Origin of the sequence: Longibaculum muris, from assembly GCF_004343035.1 — a bacterium.
In the GTDB taxonomy this organism is placed as follows: domain Bacteria; phylum Bacillota_I; class Bacilli_A; order Erysipelotrichales; family Coprobacillaceae; genus Longibaculum; species Longibaculum muris.
This window is the reverse complement of record NZ_SMCQ01000003.1, coordinates 39383-59699: the sequence shown is the minus strand read 5'-3', so window position 1 is coordinate 59699 and position 20317 is coordinate 39383. Positions and strand designations below refer to the sequence as shown.

General features: G+C 31.0%; 15 protein-coding genes, 1 riboswitch and 1 other annotated feature. Of the genes, 10 read left to right on the top strand and 5 right to left on the bottom strand.

The window, feature by feature from the left end; translation table 11 throughout:
* Position 1 precedes the first annotated feature (1 nt).
* Entirely contained in the window at positions 2 to 1270 is a 1269-nt protein-coding gene (locus EDD60_RS16325) for a GNAT family N-acetyltransferase (RefSeq protein ID WP_082787408.1), read from the top strand.
* A gap of 23 nt (positions 1271 to 1293) precedes the next feature.
* Here the strand turns inward: EDD60_RS16325 and EDD60_RS03610 are convergent, their stop codons facing one another.
* Positions 1294 to 1992, bottom strand: coding sequence for a GntR family transcriptional regulator (locus EDD60_RS03610; RefSeq protein ID WP_066448880.1), 699 nt, complete (start codon positions 1990 to 1992; stop codon positions 1294 to 1296).
* A gap of 201 nt (positions 1993 to 2193) precedes the next feature.
* Here EDD60_RS03610 and EDD60_RS03605 point away from each other — a divergent pair, with 201 nt between their 5' ends.
* Positions 2194 to 8910: a glycoside hydrolase family 3 N-terminal domain-containing protein gene (locus tag EDD60_RS03605; protein ID WP_066448878.1), complete on the top strand. Its 6717-nt coding sequence runs from the start codon at positions 2194 to 2196 to the stop codon at positions 8908 to 8910.
* 76 nt (positions 8911 to 8986) lie between these two features.
* On the opposite strand, the gene EDD60_RS03600 is transcribed toward EDD60_RS03605, so the two are convergent.
* A complete protein-coding gene (locus tag EDD60_RS03600) occupies positions 8987 to 10177 on the bottom strand; it encodes a MalY/PatB family protein (protein WP_066448876.1) in 1191 nt (396 codons plus the stop codon).
* Positions 10178 to 10326: 149 nt separating this feature from the next.
* On the opposite strand from EDD60_RS03600, the gene EDD60_RS03595 reads away from it, so the two are divergent.
* Positions 10327 to 10623 carry a phasin family protein gene (locus EDD60_RS03595; protein ID WP_066448874.1) on the top strand — a complete coding sequence of 99 codons (297 nt, stop codon included), beginning with the start codon at positions 10327 to 10329 and terminating at the stop codon, positions 10621 to 10623.
* The gene (locus EDD60_RS03590; RefSeq protein WP_066448872.1) at positions 10610 to 12214 is read left to right on the top strand and encodes an ABC1 kinase family protein; all 1605 of its coding nucleotides are present in this window, start codon (positions 10610 to 10612) and stop codon (positions 12212 to 12214) included. The genes EDD60_RS03595 and EDD60_RS03590 overlap by 14 nt, the downstream gene beginning before the upstream one ends.
* A 134-nt stretch (positions 12215 to 12348) precedes the next feature.
* Here the strand turns inward: EDD60_RS03590 and EDD60_RS03585 are convergent, their stop codons facing one another.
* Positions 12349 to 12969, bottom strand: a complete 621-nt coding sequence (locus tag EDD60_RS03585) for a Crp/Fnr family transcriptional regulator (RefSeq protein WP_066448870.1) — start codon at positions 12967 to 12969, stop codon at positions 12349 to 12351.
* A gap of 86 nt (positions 12970 to 13055) precedes the next feature.
* On the opposite strand from EDD60_RS03585, the gene EDD60_RS03580 reads away from it, so the two are divergent.
* Entirely contained in the window at positions 13056 to 13904 is an 849-nt protein-coding gene (locus EDD60_RS03580) for a YitT family protein (RefSeq protein ID WP_066448866.1), read from the top strand.
* Between the two features lie 81 nt (positions 13905 to 13985).
* Positions 13986 to 14276 (top strand): hypothetical protein, encoded by a 291-nt coding sequence (locus EDD60_RS03575; protein ID WP_066448864.1) that lies wholly within the window; start codon positions 13986 to 13988, stop codon positions 14274 to 14276.
* On the opposite strand, the gene EDD60_RS03570 is transcribed toward EDD60_RS03575, so the two are convergent.
* The gene (locus EDD60_RS03570) at positions 14266 to 14970 is read right to left on the bottom strand and encodes a hypothetical protein (RefSeq protein ID WP_066448861.1); all 705 of its coding nucleotides are present in this window, start codon (positions 14968 to 14970) and stop codon (positions 14266 to 14268) included. The genes EDD60_RS03575 and EDD60_RS03570 overlap by 11 nt on opposite strands.
* 37 nt (positions 14971 to 15007) lie before the next feature.
* Positions 15008 to 15490: a DNA-deoxyinosine glycosylase gene (locus EDD60_RS03565; protein ID WP_066448858.1), complete on the bottom strand. Its 483-nt coding sequence runs from the start codon at positions 15488 to 15490 to the stop codon at positions 15008 to 15010.
* Positions 15491 to 15599: 109 nt separating this feature from the next.
* Positions 15600 to 15718, top strand: a riboswitch (FMN riboswitch).
* 62 nt (positions 15719 to 15780) lie between these two features.
* Here EDD60_RS03565 and EDD60_RS03560 point away from each other — a divergent pair.
* The 4 genes from EDD60_RS03560 (at position 15781) to EDD60_RS03545 (ending at position 20016) form a co-directional block, all read left to right on the top strand.
* Complete coding sequence (locus EDD60_RS03560; RefSeq protein ID WP_132226217.1) at positions 15781 to 16434, top strand: ECF transporter S component; 654 nt, start codon at positions 15781 to 15783, stop codon at positions 16432 to 16434.
* 12 nt (positions 16435 to 16446) lie between these two features.
* Positions 16447 to 16905: a pyridoxamine 5'-phosphate oxidase family protein gene (locus EDD60_RS03555; protein ID WP_066448851.1), complete on the top strand. Its 459-nt coding sequence runs from the start codon at positions 16447 to 16449 to the stop codon at positions 16903 to 16905.
* A 104-nt stretch (positions 16906 to 17009) separates the two neighbouring features.
* Positions 17010 to 18332, top strand: a complete 1323-nt coding sequence (locus EDD60_RS03550) for an NCS2 family permease (protein ID WP_066448845.1) — start codon at positions 17010 to 17012, stop codon at positions 18330 to 18332.
* A 169-nt stretch (positions 18333 to 18501) separates the two neighbouring features.
* Positions 18502 to 20016 carry an LCP family protein gene (locus tag EDD60_RS03545; RefSeq protein ID WP_229105258.1) on the top strand — a complete coding sequence of 505 codons (1515 nt, stop codon included), beginning with the start codon at positions 18502 to 18504 and terminating at the stop codon, positions 20014 to 20016.
* 43 nt (positions 20017 to 20059) lie between these two features.
* Positions 20060 to 20293: a binding site (T-box leader), on the top strand.
* The last annotated feature ends 24 nt before the right edge of the window (positions 20294 to 20317 follow it).

Sequence of the window (20317 nt, the reverse complement as noted above, 5' to 3'; positions counted from 1 at the left end):
TATGATTGAAATTGTTAACGGATATACATACATTGAGGATGTCAAAAAATTAATTGAAGCTTATTATAAGGAATTAGATAGAAATTTAGATTTTCAAAATATTGATGAAGAATTAAATCATTTACAGACGAAATATCAAGAACCTCAAGGAAAACTTTTGGTTGCATTAATGAATCAAAAAGTTGTTGGTTGTGTAGCTTTTCATCAATTTAAAGATGAAATATGTGAGATGAAAAGATTATATGTTTTACCAGAATCGAGAAGTTATCATATTGGTCAACTTTTGGTTGAAGAAATTATTAAAGAAGCAAAACAGGCAGGATATAAGGAAATGGTTTTAGATACAATAGAACCATTAAAAAGTGCAATTCATTTGTATAAGAAATATGGCTTTAAAGAAATTGAAGCCTATTATGAAAATCCAATGGATGATGTTATTTATATGAAGCTAGATTTGAGGCGTGAGAAAATGAAATTAACAATGTTAGGAACTGGACATGCGGTTGTTACAAAATGTTACAATACTTGTTTTGTATTGAGTGAAAATCACGAATATTTTTTAGTTGATGGTGGTGGGGGAAGTACCTTGCTTACTCAACTTGAACGTGCTCATATCAAATGGCAGGATATTAAAACAATCTTTGTTACACATAAACATTTGGATCATATTACGGGTATTTTTTGGATGGTTCGTTTGATTACCCAAGCAATGAATCAAAATAAATATGAGGGTGAAGTTTATATTTATGGACATGATGAAGTGATTCAGATTATTCATGATGTTGCACATATGGTTCTTCAAGAAAAGGAAACAAGATTTATTGGGGATAGATTGCATTTGGTTGTTATTGGTGATGGAGAAAAGAAAAAGATTCTTAATCATGAAGTGACATTCTTTGATATTCATTCAACGAAAGCAAAACAATATGGTTTTACAATGCAACTTAATGATCAGGAAAAGTTAACTTGTTGTGGAGATGAACCATATAATGAATGTAATCAGGAATATGTTAAAGAAAGTCAATGGTTACTTCATGAAGCTTTTTGTTTATATAGTGAAGCAGATATTTATAAACCTTATGAAAAACACCATTCTACAGTTAAAGATGCTTGTCTTTTAGCTGAACAATTAAAGGTTAAAAACTTAGTGTTATATCATAGTGAAGATCAACATATTCATGAACGTAAAAGATTATATAGTGAAGAAGGTCTACAGTATTATCAAGGGAATTTATTCATTCCTGATGATTTGGAGAGTATAGAAATATAAAAAAGATAGAATTTTTCTATCTTTTATTCTACAGTCATAAAGAAATGAGCAAGTTTATAATTATAAACAATTTGAGATGAATTAAACAATGTTCCATTTGTTAAATAAATATCGTCTTCAATAATGATAGCGGGATCATTTTTTTCTAATTCTAATAATTGACTTTCTTGATCAGTTAATTTTCTGGCACTAATATATTTATCAGAAAAACCAAAAGGTATTTTTAAATCTTCTTTAATATATCTAAAAATAGAAGATTCAATAATTTCTTTATCAAGATAAGGAATAATATTTTTATTATAATAAGTATATTCAATTGCATAAGGAATATCATCCACAATACGAAGTCTTTCAATATAATAGATAGGTGTTCCGATTTCACATAACATAATTTGAGCTAAATTATCATCAGCTTCAACAATTTCTACACTTAAACATTTATTCGTGAGTTTATTACCAGGATGATCTTTAGTAATTCCTCTTGTTCCACTGAGAAAAACTGTATCACATTTACGAGATTCTCTAATAAACATACCACTTCCTTGTACAGGATAGAGTAAACCTAATTTTGTTAAAATTTTAATTGCATTTCTTACAGTATTTCTACTAACATTGTATTCTTCCATCAATTGATCTTCAGTAGGGATTTTTTTAGTTTCATTAAATTCATGATTATTTATTCTATCAGCTAAACTATTAGCAACAGTTTCATATTTTGTCATAATTACACTTCCTTTATTGCTTATAATAACATATATTTTTAAAAAAATCAAAACATTGGTACAAATTGTATATATAGGAATTAATTTGTGAAAACGCTTTACACACAAAAGTCAATGGTATATAATAAATTCGTACCAAAGAATTGTCAACTGTTTTAAAAATGTCAAAGTGTCAAAAAAATAATGAGGAAAGGGAATGTTATGAAGAAGTTAATTGTTGGTATGTTATCAGCATTTATGGCATTGTCTACAGCGATGACGCCAGTAAGTGCTAGTAACGATGTAGAAAAGAAAGTTACATCTCTAATGTCAACTATGACATTAGAACAAAAGGTTGGACAAATGTTGCAACCTGATACCAGAAGTATTACACCTGAACAAGTTAAAAAATACTTCATTGGTTCAATTTTGAGTGGTGGAGGGGCAGGTCCCTCAACTGGAAATACTGCAAAGGATTGGGCAGATAGACTAGATGAATTTCAAAAAGCTGCCATTGATGGATTTGGTATTCCTTTGTTGTATGGTGTAGATGCGGTGCATGGAAATAACAATGTTGAAGATGCAACTGTTTATCCACACAACATAGGTTTAGGTCAAGCAAATGATGCTGAACTTATGAAAAGAATTGGGAAAGCAACAGCCCAAGAAGTGAGAGCAATTGGAGCAAACTGGGCATTTACCCCAACGCTTGGATTGCCTCAAAATGAAAGATGGGGACGTACTTATGAATGTTTCAGTGAAACATCTGAAATTTCATCAAAATTAGGTGCGGCCTTAATCGAAGGAATGCAAGGTGATTTATCTTCACAATATGCGATTGCAACAGCAAAACATTATATTGGTGAAGGTATTGCAAAAAATGGTATCAATCAAGGTGATATTGATGGAAAGCTATTTGAGAAAGAATTAGAGGAATTACTAATTCCATATCGTAAAGCTATTGCAAGTGGAGTTAAGAGTGTAATGGTCACTTACAGTAGTATTGATGGAGTAAAGTGCCATGAAAATAAAAATTTAATAACAGATATCTTAAAGGGAGATTTAGGTTTTAAAGGTATTGTTATTACTGATTACAATGGTACAGATCAAGTAAGTGGAAGTACTTATAAAGAAAAAATTGAAAAAACTATCAATGCAGGAATGGATATGTTAATGATTGATGGTAATGAAGGTAATACTCCAAAATGGCTTCTTGCAAGAGATAACATTATGAAATCAGTAGAAGAAAAGAAAATTTCATTGGAACGTATTGATGATGCAGTCAGACGTATTTTAACAGTAAAATGCGAATTAGGGCTACTAGATGATGTGAAATTAGCTTATGCTGATCAAGAATTACTTGCACAGTTTGGTAGTGATGAACATCGTCAAATTGCTCGTGAAGCAGTAAGAAAATCTTTGACACTTTTAAAAAACAGTGAAACACAAAACGGATCAACTTTAATGGCTGATTTGAAAAACATGAAAAAGATTATCGTAGCTGGAGAAACTGGAGATGATATTGGTTTACAATGTGGTGGTTGGACAATTTCTTGGCAAGGTTCTAAAGGTAAAATTACTAAAGGAACAACAATTTATTCTGGATTACGTGAATTAGCTGGTAAAGACAAAACAATCGACTATAATGCTAATGGTTATTTTGAAGAAGATGATTATGAAGCTGCAATTGTTGTGGTAGGAGAAAGACCATATGCTGAAAGCAATGGAGATAGATCAGCTAGAGATTTAACTATTGATGCTGATGATATTAAAGCTATTAATAGAATTAAGCAACAACATCCAGATTTACCTATTATTGCTGTATTGGTTACTGGACGTCCTATTACAATTGTTGATCAAGTTGATGATTTAGATGCAATTGTCATGGCTGGTTTCCCTGGAACTGAAGGGGCTGGGGTTGCTGATGTATTATTAGGAGATTATGATTTTACTGGTCATTTAACAATGACTTGGCCTTGGTATGCACAAGATATTGAAAAGAAATTAACAGATGAAACAAAAGTCATGTTTGAATATGGTAGAGGATTAACAAAAAATCAGACAACTGCAATTACTAATCCTAAACCTAATGATCCTTCAGTTATTGATTTATCAAAAACAGGCGGAATTGTTCAAGCAGAAGATTTCTATTCAAAACATAGTAAAATTGTCTTAGAAAATAACAATACATCTATTGGTTATTTCTGGAATGGTTATGATATTAGTTATAATGTCATCGTTCCTAAAAAAGCTCGTTATACTTTAAATGTTGCAGCTGCAACTCAAAATGATGGTGTGAAAGCAGCATTTGATGTTTATGTTGATAATGTTTTATATTATAGTACATCTACGCCAGCACTAAATACTGGTGGATGGGCAAGTTTTAAAGAACAAGAAATGAATGATAAAATTTCATTGCCTGATGGAAAACATATTATTAAATTTGTTTCTCAAACAAAAGATTTAAATATTGATTACTTTAAATTTATTGAATTCGATGATGAATATCAAGAACCAGAAATCAAACCTGATGTACCTAATGAAGGATCAGGGGCAATGATTAAAGAAGATGCTGTTAAAGTGACAATGTCATCATCAGATAATTCTGGTAGTATGACTTGGTATGCTGGAAATCAAGAAATAACAAATCGTAATACTGAAAAAGCAGCATTAGATATTCGTAATGCTGATGATTTAAAAATGACAACAATTACTGTTGATGAAGATAAAACATATCAATCAGTATTAGGTATGGGAACTTCAGTAGAAGAATCAACTGTTAATAACTTAATGAAAATGGATGATGCTTCAAGACGTAAATTTATTAAACGATTAGTTGATCCAGTTAATGGTATGGGAAATACATTATTCAGATTGACAATTGGTACTGCTGACTTTACTGGTCGTCCATTCTATACATATTATGATGGAACAGGTAAAGAATTAGATGGTCAACCTGACTGGGAAAATAAGACAGGACATGGATTTAGTATCGAAAAAGATAAACAATATGGTATTATTTCTGTCATTAAAGAAATTCAAGAAATCGCTAAAGAATGTGGTGTAGAAAAAGATCTTAAATTCTTTGCTTCATCATGGACACCTCCAGGATGGATGAAAGTTGCTACATCTTCAAGTCAATCATATAAAAATAATGAATTGTTATTAAAGGGTGGAAAACTTAATGATGTATATATCGATGAATTAGGTAAATATTATGTTCGTTTCATCGAAGAATATCAAAAAGCAGGTATTCCTATTTATGCAATGACATTACAAAATGAACCTTTATTAGAAATTGATTATCCAAGCTGTTATATTACAGGTGGTCAAGAAGCGAAACTTGCCAAAGCAATTAAACAAGAACTTGCAAAAAGTAAAGTTTTAAATGATCAAGAAAAAGATGTGAAAGTATGGGCATTTGATCATAACTTTGATGGTGCTCAAGCTTATGTTGCAGATTTATTTGCAACAGCTGATGGACGTGAAAATGTTGATGGTATTGCTTTCCATCCATATGGTGGAAGTCCTTCAACAATGGGATCTTTATATGATCAATATAAAGAAGATTATACAATGCATTTAACTGAACGTTCAGTTTGGGGTGCAAGTGGAGTCAGCGATATTATTAGCTGGTTTAGAAATGGTTCTGAAAGCTATAATGCATGGGTAACAATGCTTGATAGTAAAATTGCTCCACATCAATGGGTAGGTACACCAGATCCAACATTATTTGTCCAAGATGCATATAATCGTAATAAATACTGGGCAACACCAGAAGTTTATTTAATTGGACAATTAACAAAATATGTTCGTCCTGGATTTGTTCGTATTGCTTCAAGTAGCGGAAGTACTTCATCAGTTACAAATGTTGCATTCAAAGATCCAGAAACTGGTAAGATTGTTATGGTTGTTGCTAACTCAACAGGAAGTAAGCAAGAATTTAAAGTTGTTAATAATGGAACACAATTTAATGCCACTTTACCTGCTGGAAATGTTGCAACTTATATTTGGAATCCAGTTGATGGTGGAAGTTATAAAAATATTACTGATGATTTAACATTGGATGATGCTCTCCTTGAAGGAAGCGGAAAAATTGAAAATGGTGAATTAGGTTATATTGATTCAACTACAAAATTAAATTACACAGTTAATGTCAAACAACCTGGTACTTATAAGGTAGAATTAGATGTTGCGGTTGGTGGTGAGGAAGGAAAGAATTTCCCAGTCGTTATTTCAAAAGATGATAAGGTTTTGGGAACTGCACATACTCGTCGTTATTGGTTATGGGGAGGAGAATGGAGTAAGTATTCAAAAATTCAAACATATATCACTTTAGAAGAACCAGGACTCCAAAATATTTCGATTACTTTCCCTGAAGCTGGTATGAACTTTAAGAAAGTTCAATTTACCCTTGCTGATGCAGTACAATCTATTCCTGGAAAATTAGATACTACAAATTATTTTGATAAAAATGGTATGGTTTTAGAAGAAGGAAAAATTCCTAATTTCGGATTCTCTCAGTTAGATTATTATTTAGATTATAAGATTAATGTTCAAAAATCTGGAAAATACAATTTTGATTTTGAAATTGCTACAAAAGATGATAAAGCTGGGGCTTGGATTGATCTTTTAAATCCTGATGGTAGCAAGAATAAGTATTTAGGTGAAATTAACTTTGAAAATACAAAAGATACTGATACTTATGCACATAATACAAAAGCTTTTGATTTAGAAGCTGGAGAATATACGATTCGTATTAAGTTCAAATCTGGTGATACTAACTTTAGAAATGTTGTTATTGGACAAGCAATCTCATTAGATTATGAAGAATTAAAAGAAGGTGCATTGAATAATAAAGAATTGATTGTTAAATTAAGTGGTGCATCATTTAATGCAAACCTTACTAAAGAAAACTGGTCACTTGATTTGCCAGATGGTTTAGATTTCAAATTAGAAAGAGTCAATGATTCAACAGTTAAGATTATTTTAACTGGTGAAGCAATTCAAGACTTTGATACTGATTTAAAAGTATTATTAAATGTAGATGCAAAAGAATTTAATGGATTAGAAGGAACTTCATTAGTTCAATATGTTAATATTAAGGCTGTTGATGATGAAGAAGTTCTTGTTGCATTAGATGAAGTTGAATTTAATAGCGAAACATTAAATTTAACAATTAAGGGTGGTACATTTAAAGATGATGTTGCAAAACATTTAACATTAACAGGTGATGCTGCTCAATATGTAAGTATTAAAGAAGTAAAGCAAATTTCTCATACAGAATTAGAAGTTCAACTTGTATGGAAACCAATGTATGATCATTATAAAGGAACAATCAGTATAACAAGTGATGGTTATAGTGATGGAACTTTAAGTTTAGAAAAAGAAATAACATTTAAAGCAACTGATCAATTACCAACAGCAATTGAAGTTGGACCAATTAATTCAGTTTCATTAGCTGAAAACTTAGCATATCGTCAAAAAGGAAGTCTTGCTAAAAATCCAGCGAAAGGAAATTATGTTGATTTTTTCTTAGATGTGAAAGAAGCTGGACAATATACAATTTCTTATTCAGTTGCAAATAGTGAAGCTGTAGTTAATGGATTAAAACTAAGTGGTGGAGCTCTTTTAGCAACCGATAATATTGGTAGTGTTTCATTTAATAAGTTCTGGGGTAATGCTTTAGGTTATGTACAAACATTAACTTTAAAAGCAGGTCAACAAACTTTACGTTTTGAAATGAATAACTATAGTGATGGATTCAAGATTGAAAACATTAAAATTGCCGCTACAAAAGCACCTACTGAAATCAATAAAAAGACAACAATCTCTGTAGATCAATTATATGATGGATCTAAGACAAAAGGTTGGGGTATTGAAGTAAAGGATAAGATTTCAAATATTGGATGCTCTGAAGCAGGATCTTATCAAGATTACTTAGTAGATGTTAAAGAAGATGGATATTATAACTTTAGTATTAAGGCCGCACGTAGTAGTTCAACAAGCGTTAACGCTATTTTACAACAAGTCACTGATAAAGTGACAGACCTAGGAATTGTAAGTATTGCAAATACTGGAGACTGGGGTAAATTTGTAGATAGTGAATCAACAATGGTTAAACTATTGGCTGGTCAACAAATTTTACGTGTATATGATGATGGTGATGGATTTAACTATCGTTCATTTACATTAGATTATGTTAAGGATATTGATAAAGAAGCACCAGTTATTACTGGTAAAGATGTTATTGTTTATGCAGGAAGTGATATTTCAGCTACTGATGCAATTGCTCTAGCAATTGAAGATAATGTTGATGGAACAATTGATATCAACAGTGAACTTGTTAATATTGAAACAACATTTGATTCTCATAAAGTTGGAGAATACAAAGTTGTTGTGACTGCATATGATGTAGAAGGTAATAAGAGTGAAAAAACATTTACAATTACAGTTGTTTCACCAGCTACAATTGAATATTCAAATGATCCAATGAAAGTGGGAGATGAATTTGATCCATTTGAAAATGTACGTATTTTAGATGTAGATGGTAAAGATATTACTTCTAAAGCTGAAGTGATTTCTAATAATGTTAATGTAGATGAAGTTGGAGAATATGAAGTTGTTTATCAAGTTGTTGATAAATACGGTACAAAGACAACATTAACTCGTATTGTTAAGGTTGAAAAAGCTGATACACCAGATAATCCTGATACACCTGATAATCCAGATACTCCTGACAAACCAGATATTAATGTCAAACCAGATGAACCAACAAATCCTGATACTCCTTCAGTTGATGTTACACCTGGTACACCTGATCAATCTGTTGTTGTAACTGAAGATACAACAAACATGAATTATTATTTAGTTGCAGGATGTATAGCATTATTGGCTATTGTTGTGGTATCTAAAAAAAGAAAAGCTCGTAAGGCTTAATAATTAAAAAATAGTTTCATATTTGTAAAGACTTGGTTAAATGCCAAGTCTTTTTTGTATAAAATAAAAGATTGATTTAATCATCAATCTTCTTTGTATAATTCTTATAAAATTCTACTAATCGCTTCATTGATTCACTTAATAAAGCATAGCTTGTTGCTGTATTAATACGAATAAAACCATCATAGTGACTTAAGAATCGCGAACCTGTTTCTACTAAAACATGAGTTTCTTTTGCTAAGTCTAATACAAATTGGTCAACATTTTCAATGTGTGGGAGATAGACCCAAACAAGATAACCACAATCAGGTTCCATAACTTTTAATTCCGCTTGTTCTAATGTTTTAATTACCATATTAACATTAATTCTAATATAATCAATTAATTCATGATACCATTCTTCACCATATGTATAAACCAACTCAATCATAGATATTCCTACACGATTACAGCCAATATGAAGATGGTTTAAATAATCAATATATTGTTGCTTTAAAATAGGGCTTGCACATAACATATAGGAAGTTGATAACCCTGATATATTAAAAGTTTTATTAGGAGAAGCTGAAACCATGATCTGATCATATTGATGACTGAATTCAATCATTGATATAAAATCTTGATTTGTTAAATTAAAATCACTATGAATTTCATCTACTAAAATAATCACCTGATAAAGTTTACACAAATCAACAAGTTGTTGTAATTCATCTTGACTCCACATTCTGCCACCAGGATTATGAGGATGACATAACATCAAAACACGAACATGATGTGTTTTTAAAATCTGTTCAAGATTTTCAAAATCAATATAATAACGATTATTTTGATAAATTAAAGGTAAAGAAATCGTTTTTCCAACACGACTACAATTTTGAAATGGTCCATAAACAGGTGGCATAATGATAATTTCTTGATCTCTAGCTAGCATATCACAAGCTAAGTTTAATGATGTAATTGTACCAATTGAAGGAATAATCCAATCTTTAGAAATTGTTATATGATGAATATGGTCATACCAATTCACAATACTTTCATAAAAAGAATCTTGAATGTGAAAATAACCTAGGTCTGGCTGGGCATATAACTTTAACATCTCTTTTTTTATTTTCTCATCAAGTGCATAATCCATATCAGCTATAAATAATGGGAATATTTCAGTATCGTGATTTACTTCTATTTGAAATCTTTTTTGAATATAAGCATCTTCCCATTTCATTGATCCATTGTTTCTTCTTTGTAAAATTTGATCAAATTTTTGATTCATTTTTATCACTCCTTGACTAAGTTCATTATAACATAGCTGATTCATTTCATCACTATAATATGACTTTTGAGGATAAAACTTAAAAACTACACATTTTTATAAAAAAGTAGTAAAATAGAATTAAGATGAAAAGACAAGGAGATGTTATTATGAATAATTTTGGTGAAGATTTAAGAAAGCTTGTGTTAGCTGGACTTGGTGCAGTTGCAGTGACAGCTGAAAAATCTAAAGATGTTGTTGATCAGTTGGTTAAAAAAGGTGAATTGACTGTAGAACAAGGAAAAGTTTTGAATGAAGAATTGAAACATAATGTGGCAGAAAAATTAAGAGAACCAGTAAGTACGGAAACAATTAGTAAAGATCTTGAAAAAATGGATGTAGAAGATTTAGAAAAACTAAAAGCTAAGATTGAAGAATTACAAAATATTAAGAATGAGTCAGAATAATCAAAAAACTTTAAGTAGTCAAAGAAGGCTTGTTCAAATTATTACAATATTAAAGAAACATCATTTAGCCAAAGGAATAGATCCTGTTAAGTTTAGAATGATTTTAGAAGATTTAGGACCAACATTTGTTAAGATTGGTCAAATTATGGCTTCACGCCAAGATATGTTTTCACAACGTTATTGTCTTGAATTGGTTAAATTAAGAGATAATGTTGCTGCAATGGATATTGAAACAGTAAGAGAAGTTATTGAAGATGAGTATGGAAAAAAATTATCTGATGTTTTTGAGGATTTTGATGAGAAACCTTTAGGAAGTGCTTCGATTGCTCAGGTTCATAAGGCAAGATTAAAAGAAGATGGTAGAGATATTGTTGTGAAAGTTCAGCGTCCGCATATTTATGAGATGATGGAAAGAGATATTGCCCTTGTGAGAAAAGCTATTAAGTTGTTGAAGTTAAATGAAGTTTTAGGCAGTGTTGTTGATTTGAATATAGTTTTAGATGAATTTTGGCATACTGCCAAAGAAGAAATGGATTTTCTCAATGAAGCACAATTTGCAAGAAAGTTTGCAAAACTTAATGCAGATATTTGTTATATTGGGGCACCAGTTATAGAAATGGCTTTTAGTACACACAAGGTTTTGGTTATGGAGTATATTGACGGTTTTGATATTGATAATCTTATCAAACTGAAAGAAAATGGTTATGATGTTGAAGAAATTGCTGCTAAGTTAGCAGAAAATTATATTAAGCAAATTGTTGATGATGGTTTCTTTCATGCTGATCCTCATCCAGGGAATTTAAGAATAAGAGATGGAAAGATTATTTGGATTGATTTTGGGATGATGGGAATTTTAAGTCATAATGACAAGGACTTAATGAAAACTGCAGTTATGGCGATTGGAAAGAATGATACACAAAAGTTGGTCGATGTTATTTTGACTCTAGGTGAACATGATGGGCGTATTAATTATACGTTATTTTATGATCATATTGAAACGTTCATGAGTCATTATGTGAGTGCTGATTTAAAAGATATTAACTTAGGTGATGTGGTTCAAGAAATCTTTACAATTGCTCATAAGCATCGTATTTCTATGCCTAAAGGGGTTAGTATGTTAGCCCGTGGATTAGTGACAATTGAAAGTACTGTCATGTTGATAGATCCACATATTAGTATTATTGAAATAGCAGCTAATCATGTTACAAATCATATGGCTAATCATTTTGATTTAAAAAAAGAGTTAACGAACTCAGTGCAAAAGCTTTATAATTCTAGTCAAAATTTTTTAGAATTACCTATTCAATTATCCGATATTATGAGGATGATGATGAAAGGACGTTTAAAGATTAATTTAGATATTGTAGAATCAAGTGTACCACTTATCTCAATTAATCATATGGTTAATAAATTGGTTGTTGGAATTGTAAGTGCAGGATTATTAATGGCAAGTAGTTTGTTATGTACAACCCAGATGACACCTAAAGTTTTTGGGATTCCAGCGCTTGGTTTTATTGGTTATATGACAGCTGTTGGACTAGGAATTTGGTTGTTATTGACGGTATTGAAAGAAAAAAAGAAGAAAAAGTAAAAAATATATTGACAAATGACAAAAAATCATTAGAATATATATTGTTCATATTAACCGTATGGGCGTGCAAACCGCAATGAGTAGGTATGGCTATAATATCTACTCTCCTTTTTTTATTATAGTAAAGGATTAGCTTACTTATTTAAAAGTGAGGCCAATCCTTTTTTGTTGATAATTGAAATTTTTTTATAGGCTATTTTAATATATCCTTTTTTGGCAAATTCATTAAGAACTTTTGTCACTGTAACTCTAGATAATCCTAGTAGAGAAGCTAATTCTTCATGGGTATAAGGAATTGTATGATTGATTTGTTGTTCTTGTTCTAAAAGAAAAGAGGCAACTTTTTCATAACGATTATAAGTGTAAGCACGTTTAACCATAGCTGAAAGATAATCACATGTTTGTGACATCATTTGTAATAATGAAATTGTTAATTCATTGGATTCTTTAAGATATGGAAATAAGTCATTGAGATGACAAGCAATTAATTCAACTTCATTAATTGCTTCTACACTTGTTGGTCGTGATGAGTTTTGAATAAATGAAGATTCACCAAAAATACGACCTCTATCAATGATTTCTAAAGTCACTTCCTCACCACTGGATGTCATCACATAAACTCTGACTCGTCCTCTTAAAATAAGATAGAGACTGTTTGCATCATCTTCTTGCATATAAATGATATCATGAGGATGATATATGACTTTTGTACCTGCTTGTTCAAAATAATGAAATAAATTCTCTTTAATTTTCATAAATTCACCACTTTCTGCTTTAATTGTAACATAGATTACAATCTTAAAAAAGAAGATATGATAAAGTCTTGACCGAGGTGAGGCATATGAAACAAAAATTATTACATTTGGTTTATATTGTAGTGGGAAATATCTTAATTGCTTTTGCTTTAAGTACATTATTATTAGAAAATCATATTATTGCTGGAGGGGTTTCTGGAATTGGGATTGTTTTAAATCATTATTTTGGTTTATCTATTTCAATGAGTGTTGGTTTGATTAATGTTGTTCTTTTTTTACTAGGACTTCTTTTCTTGGGAAAAGTCTTTGCCATGACAACATTGGTTTCTACATTCTTATTTCCAATGGTTTTACAATTTTTTGAAAGTCAAAGTATGTTCCATCATTATTTAAATGATCCTTTGCTTGCTTGTATTATTGCAGGATGTTTAATTGGAGTAGGAATTGGTTTTGTTTTAAAAGCTAATGCTTCTACTGGTGGAGTTGATATTTTAGCTATTTTATTGAATAAAAAGTTTGGATTACCTGTTCATATTGTATTGAATTGTATTGATTTAAGTGTTTTGGTTTTACAAATTTCATTTAATGATCCAACACATGTGATTTATGGAATTGTTACTGTTATGATTACTGCTGTTATGTTAAATAAAACACTATCATCAGGAACAAGTTTAATGCAGCTTGTTGTTATGAGTGATCATTATGAAGAAATCAAAAATATGATTTTACATACTCATGATGCAGGTGTTACACTCTTGGCAAGTGAGAAAGGCTATACAAAAGAATCTTCTAAAATTGTTTTATCAATTTTACCTTATCGTAAATTACCAGTTATTAAAGAAATGATTAATCAAATTGATCCTTTAGCTTTTATGATTGTTTCACATGTTGATGAAGTTGGGGGAAAAGGGTTCACTTTAGAAAAGAGAAATTAATCAAGGGATTTTTAAAAATCCCTTTTTTCGCCCATACCAAAATATAATCATAACATATCTTATCTTGAGGTGAATAAATGAATGGAACCCTATGAAGAAGATATGTATCAGCCAATGAATTCTATGGAAAGGCAAGGGATTATCGTCCCACCTTGGTTTTGGTGGTTTTTCTTCCCACCATTCCCACCACGTCCTCCATTTCCAGGACTGGGACCTAGACCGCCATTTCCACCAGGACCACCACGTCCGCCATTTCCAGGGCCAGGGCCTAGACCACCATTCCCACCGGGACCACCACGTCCCCCAGGACCAGGGCCTAGACCACCGTTTCCAGGACCAATGCCTAGAAATGATGAAGACACTACTTATTAAGTAGTGCCTTCTTTTGTTTTCTTTCAATTTTTTTATATTCTATAGTTGCTACAACGATAGCACCGGCTAAATCCAACATCAAATCCTTCATAGTGTCATCTAAAGCGGCATGCCCCTGTAAAGGTATATCATCTTCATCATAGAGTGTTGCACGGGTTGATTGCATATATTGCTGATTATTGGTATGGAAAATATCATCAACCGTATATTCACCAATTTCCCAGACAGCCCCTATAGCTAAAGCTACACTCACAACAATAACACTCATAAATAAAGGTGAGACAGATAAGGGAATAGTGTATTCTTTATCTAAATACTCAATCACAATAAATCCAACATAGGCAATGACAATTCCAGAGAAAGTATGCAAGATTGAATCCCAATAAGGAATCTTCCCATAAAAATTTAAAACATCACCTAAAATAAAACCACTAAAAGCAAAAGTAATTAAGACAAAGTCTAAAAGATTAGGAATGGTAAAATGATATTTATCTTGAATAAACTTTGGAATACGTAAAACAAATAACATTGCAATTAATTGTACCATTGTAAAAATTAATCGCCCTTTATTTGCATTCTTTCTTGTCAATAACAAGAAAACAGCAATCAATAACATAAGCATGACAAGCCAAAAAATAATCTTTCTTGCAATAATCAGATAATACGGTTTCTTTTCTTTGAATTTTTCTTTCATCTTTGACCTCCTTCTCATTTAGACAATCAATATATGTCTATGATTGTAATACAATTTGCCAAGAAAGTAAAAGTTTTTCTAAAGAATATGTCGCATTAGCTGGAGAAGTAGAAGGTAAGCAGATATCTTCTAGCTGTGTTATTTCTAGACAATATTTTTGATAAAGCTGATGAGCTTTTTGTCCATTTGTATAAATTTTATGAATATGACTTTCATTTATTAATTTTTGAATATCATTGATTTTCACATCTTTAATACTACTATCACTTGATCCTTTGATCTCACAACTTTCAATTACATCCCATAAAGCAATATGATGTTCTAATAAAAAAGCTTTTTTATCTTCAATTGTTTCTAGTCTTTCTACTTGATATAAATTCTCTAAAACGCGCCAAAAACGATTTTGTGGGTGGTGATAGAAAAATTGTGCTTGTCGTGACTTAACTGAAGGAAATGATCCTAAAATTAAAATACGAGAGTCTTGATTATAAACTGGTGTAATATTATGGATTTCACTCATAAAACTCACTCCTTTTCACAAATTTTAACATATAAATTTACAAAATGATAGAAAAGGTATATGATAATAGTGCAGATAGTGTTTATCATTGACCTGTTTCACAATTAAATAGCGTCTTTGTGGCAGGGTGTAAGTCCCTACCGATGGTAAAAGTCCATGACCCGCAATTGCGGCTGATCTGGTGTAATTCCAGAACCGACGGTATAGTCCGGATGAGAAAAGACATAATCTGTGCACACCTAGACAATTTTTTGTATAGGTTATTTTTTTTAGAAAGAAGGAGACAGAGTATGAAAAACATGAAAGTTAAAGAAATGACAACACTTGGAATTTTATGTGCTTTTGCTATTGTGATTAATTTATTAGCCATTTTTCCACTTGTTCCAGCCGTTCCTTGGTTAACCTATGATCCCAAGGACATTATCATTGTGATTGGGGGATTTATCTATGGTCCATTTGCTTCATTTATGATGAGTGCCATTTGTTCAATCATTGAAATTATGATTAAAGGTGGAACTGTTCTTGATGTTTTAATGGATGTCATTGCAACTTGTTCATTTGCCTGTGTAGCAGCGGCTATTTACAAAAAGAAACATACAAAACAAGGGGCAATGTTGGCTTTGGGTGCTGGTGTTATTTGTATGACGATTGCTATGGTATTTTGGAATTATATTGTCACACCAATTTATTATGGTATGCCAAGGGAAGCCGTTGTTGCTTTATTGCTTCCAGGAATTATTCCTTTTAATCTTTTAAAAGCAGGATTGAATGCTGGGGTGACTTTATTTCTTTATAAGAGTATTGTGACTATTTTAAGAAGTACAAACTTGGTTGAAAGACATGATGATCAGGCATATCAAAAGAACTCATATTTAATTATTGTTGGTTTTTTTATCATTATAACAAGTTTATGTATTATTTTAGCAATGCAGGGAATTATCTAGGAGGAAAAGAAAATGGAATTTCAAGAAGCAAAAGATTTATTATTTCAAAAATTAGCACCATCTAAGATTATGGCATTGGCTTCAAGTGTTAATGATTATGTGATGGTGAGAAATGTAAGTTGTTTAATTTATAATGAGGCTATTTATTTTAAGACAGATAAGAATTTTAGAAAGACAAAACAACTTTATGAAAATCCTCATGTTGCTTTATGTGTTGGTGGGATTCAAGTGGAGGGTCTTGCAACAATTAAAGGCTTGGTTATTGATGAACCTGGTCGTCAATTTGAAAAACTTTATCAAAAGTATTTATGGGGAAGTTATAATGCTTATAGTCATGAAGAAGATGAGATTTTAGTAGAAGTTAAACCAACATTTGTTGAATTATGGGATACAGATGAAAAGAATAAAGCCTATCAAATCTTCATTCATTTTGATAGTGAAACAGTTGAATATGTTCCTTATGATGAGTAAAATAGAAATATTTTACTCTTTTTTGTTTGTCTTTTGTTTTTACTTGTCAAATCTAAAAAAACAATGTACAATTGAGATGTTTTTTATAGAAGGGATGGAGAAAAATGTTAGAAAAAATCTTTAAGCTCCAAGAAAAAGGAACAACAGTTAAAACTGAGATTTTAGCTGGGGTTACAACATTCTTGGCAATGGCATATATTTTAGCAGTTAACCCAGCAATGTTAGGGGAAACTGGTATGAGTGTGCAAGGGGTCTTTTTAGCCACAGCGATTAGTAGTGCAGTTGCTACTATTATTATGGGGTTAATTGCTAATTATCCAGTAGCTTTATCTGCTGGGATGGGGGTTAATGCTTTATTTACTTATACAATTTGTGGAACAATGGGATTAAGTTATAAGGGAGCATTGGCTTGTGTTTTTGTTTCTGGAATTATTTTTGTTGTGATTTCAGTGACTGGATTAAGAAGAATGATTATTAATGCGATTCCTGCGCAATTGAAATTAGCTATTGGTGCGGGTATTGGATTCTTTATTGCTTTTATTGGTTTAAAGAATGCTGGGATTATTATTGCTAGTCCAGCAACATTTGTAAGTTTGGGTGATTTTACTCAACCAGCTGTTATTTTAGCGATCTTTGGAATCTTGGTTACAATTTTATTGTTATCGCGTAAAGTGCCTGCTGCAGTTTTCTATGGTTTATTAGTAACTGCTGTAGCTGGAATTATTGCTGGATTATGTGGGATTAAAGGTATGCCAACATTACCTAATGCAGTTGTTTCAGCAGAATTTGATTTTAGCTTAGTAGGTGTTTTTGCTTCAGGAATGGATGAATTATTATCTCATCCAAGTTGTTTTGTTGCTATTTTCTCATTATTATTTGTTGATTTCTTTGATACTGCAGGAACTTTAGTTGCTGTAGCAAATCGTGCTAATTTAATTGATGATAAAGGGGAATTAGAAAATGTTGAAAGAGCTTTATTAGCTGATTCGATTGGAACTGTTTTTGGTTCTGTTATGGGAACTTCTACAGTTACTTCATTTGTTGAATCTACTTCTGGTGTAGAAGTTGGAGGAAGAACTGGTTTAACAGCTTTAACTACAGGTATTTTATTCTTATTATCTGTTTTCTTCTCACCATTATTAGCGGCAGTTACAAGTGCTGTTACAGCTCCAGCATTAGTTGTTGTTGGTATTTTAATGGCTCAACAATTAAAAGGAATTGATTGGGATAACTTTGTTTATGCTGCTAGTGGATTTATGACAGTTCTATTTATGATTTTAGCTTATTCTATTTCTGATGGGATTGCAATTGGATTTATTACTTATGCTTTAACAATGGTAGGTGTAGGAAAAGCTAAAGAAGTTAAACCAATTGTTTGGGTATTGGTTGTATTCTTTGTTATTTTCTTGGTATTCTTACCTAAATAATGAATAAAAATGATGAATCGATGATTCATCATTTTTATTTACAACTTTTTCATCAAAAGTTCATAACTTGTTTCTATAATAGAATTGCATCAACGAATAAATTTTATTTGTAATTATATAAAGAGCGTGTATAATAAGATTACTATATGTACGAGAAAAGAGGAATGAAATGAAAACTTTTATGAATAAGATTCTTTCAAGAAGGTTATTATTGATTTTGACCCTTCTTGCAACTATATTTTTTAGTTTTGTCACTTTTGAACTCAATGTTTTACCTTTGAAATATTATATTCCAATGGTTGTTATATTATTACTATTTGCTTTATTGCTTTATTTTATAGAAAAAGATAAAAATGATAACCATCCAATTAAAGTTGCTTTTTTTAAGTTAGTGAATATTATTTTAGCAGTTGCTTTGGTTTTTGGTTCACTTTCAATTTTAAAAGGCTCAGATTTTTTAGCGAGTATTACAAATGGAGGCGTTCAAAGTGTTGAAATAGATGTAGCTGTATTAAAATCATCTAGCTATGATAAACTTGCTTCATTAAAAGGAAAAAGCTTTGGTGCTAATACAAGTATGGGAGCTTTGGATATTAATAAATCTGAAACGATTATTGAGGATGAGATTGGTGATATTAAAGTTACAAGCTATAAAACAAATAATGAAGTGATTAATGCTTTAAAAAATCATGAAATTGAAGCTATGATTGTTAAAGAGGTTGAACTTGATTCTTTAAATGATATTGAAAAAGATTTTACTGATCAAATTAGGATTATTAAAAAGATTCAAATTAAGAAACCACGTATTAATGCTAATAGTGCGAAGGTAACTAAAGAGCCATTCCATATTTTAATTAGTGGAACTGATAAGTCAGGACCTATTGATACATTTGCATTATCTGATGTTAATATGATTGCGACTATCAATCCAACAACAAAACAAGTTTTATTAACAAGTATTCCAAGAGATTATTTTGTTGATATTGTTGGGATGGATGGTGTCAGTGGAAAAGATAAGTTAACACATAGTGCTAAGGGTGGCATGAATTGTACTATGGATACGATTGAAAACTTTATGGGAATTGATTTTAACTATTATGCTAAATTTAATTTTACATCATTTATAAATGTTGTTGATGCATTAGGTGGAATTACGGTTAAAGTTCCTAAATATCGTGTAATTGGTAGAGATGATGGTGTTTTTGTTACAAAGAAGGGACATTATACAATTAAACCTGGGGTTAATCATTTTAATGCAAAACAAGCTTTATCTTTTGTAAGAGAAAGAAAAGCTTTTGTAGAAGGTGATGCAATCCGTGGTAAAAATCAAATGTTAATGTTAAAAGCGATTTTAAAGAAATGCTGTTCAGCAAGTATTATTACAAAGATGGATAAAGTTTTTGAATCACTATCAAGTAGTTTTGAAACAAATATGTCTGCTCAGGAGATTAAGTCTTTAATTAATATGCAGATTGATGATATGGCTTCTTGGGATGTTCAAACTTATCATTTGGATGGTGATGCTTCAAAACGTACAAGTCAATTAGCAACGGTTGGAGATGTTACAAAGTTTAATAAAGATGGTGTTTTTATTACTTTACCAGATCAACAATCTATTGATAAAGCTAAAGAATATATTCAATTAGTTATGAAAAATGAAATTGTAAAAGTAGAAGAAGATTAAGTGTTTATTCTTGACAAAAGAAAAAGAGTTTTATAGAATAAGTTTAAATACAGTGAAAAGAAAGAGTAAATGATAAAGACAAGCGTAGAGAGTTCTTGGTTGGTGAAAAAGAATCTTGGATTGTCATTGAATACATCTTGGAGTAGGTGGCTGAATCAAGTAGGCTAACACGGGAACGCCCGTTATAGTGTTAGAGTATGTTGGTACTCGATGAGGTTGTTATAGTGATATAACAATAAATTAAGGTGGTAACGCGATGGTCTCTCTCGTCCTTATGGGATGGAGGGACTTTTTTTATAGG

Coding starts and splice junctions, on each gene's coding strand:
- EDD60_RS16325 (WP_082787408.1), top strand. CDS start 2: ATGATTGAAATTGTTAACGGATATACATACATTGAGGATGTCAAAAAA.
- EDD60_RS03610 (WP_066448880.1), bottom strand. CDS start 1,992: ATGACAAAATATGAAACTGTTGCTAATAGTTTAGCTGATAGAATAAAT.
- EDD60_RS03605 (WP_066448878.1), top strand. CDS start 2,194: ATGAAGAAGTTAATTGTTGGTATGTTATCAGCATTTATGGCATTGTCT.
- EDD60_RS03600 (WP_066448876.1), bottom strand. CDS start 10,177: ATGAATCAAAAATTTGATCAAATTTTACAAAGAAGAAACAATGGATCA.
- EDD60_RS03595 (WP_066448874.1), top strand. CDS start 10,327: ATGAATAATTTTGGTGAAGATTTAAGAAAGCTTGTGTTAGCTGGACTT.
- EDD60_RS03590 (WP_066448872.1), top strand. CDS start 10,610: ATGAGTCAGAATAATCAAAAAACTTTAAGTAGTCAAAGAAGGCTTGTT.
- EDD60_RS03585 (WP_066448870.1), bottom strand. CDS start 12,969: ATGAAAATTAAAGAGAATTTATTTCATTATTTTGAACAAGCAGGTACA.
- EDD60_RS03580 (WP_066448866.1), top strand. CDS start 13,056: ATGAAACAAAAATTATTACATTTGGTTTATATTGTAGTGGGAAATATC.
- EDD60_RS03575 (WP_066448864.1), top strand. CDS start 13,986: ATGGAACCCTATGAAGAAGATATGTATCAGCCAATGAATTCTATGGAA.
- EDD60_RS03570 (WP_066448861.1), bottom strand. CDS start 14,970: ATGAAAGAAAAATTCAAAGAAAAGAAACCGTATTATCTGATTATTGCA.
- EDD60_RS03565 (WP_066448858.1), bottom strand. CDS start 15,490: ATGAGTGAAATCCATAATATTACACCAGTTTATAATCAAGACTCTCGT.
- EDD60_RS03560 (WP_132226217.1), top strand. CDS start 15,781: ATGAAAAACATGAAAGTTAAAGAAATGACAACACTTGGAATTTTATGT.
- EDD60_RS03555 (WP_066448851.1), top strand. CDS start 16,447: ATGGAATTTCAAGAAGCAAAAGATTTATTATTTCAAAAATTAGCACCA.
- EDD60_RS03550 (WP_066448845.1), top strand. CDS start 17,010: ATGTTAGAAAAAATCTTTAAGCTCCAAGAAAAAGGAACAACAGTTAAA.
- EDD60_RS03545 (WP_229105258.1), top strand. CDS start 18,502: ATGAAAACTTTTATGAATAAGATTCTTTCAAGAAGGTTATTATTGATT.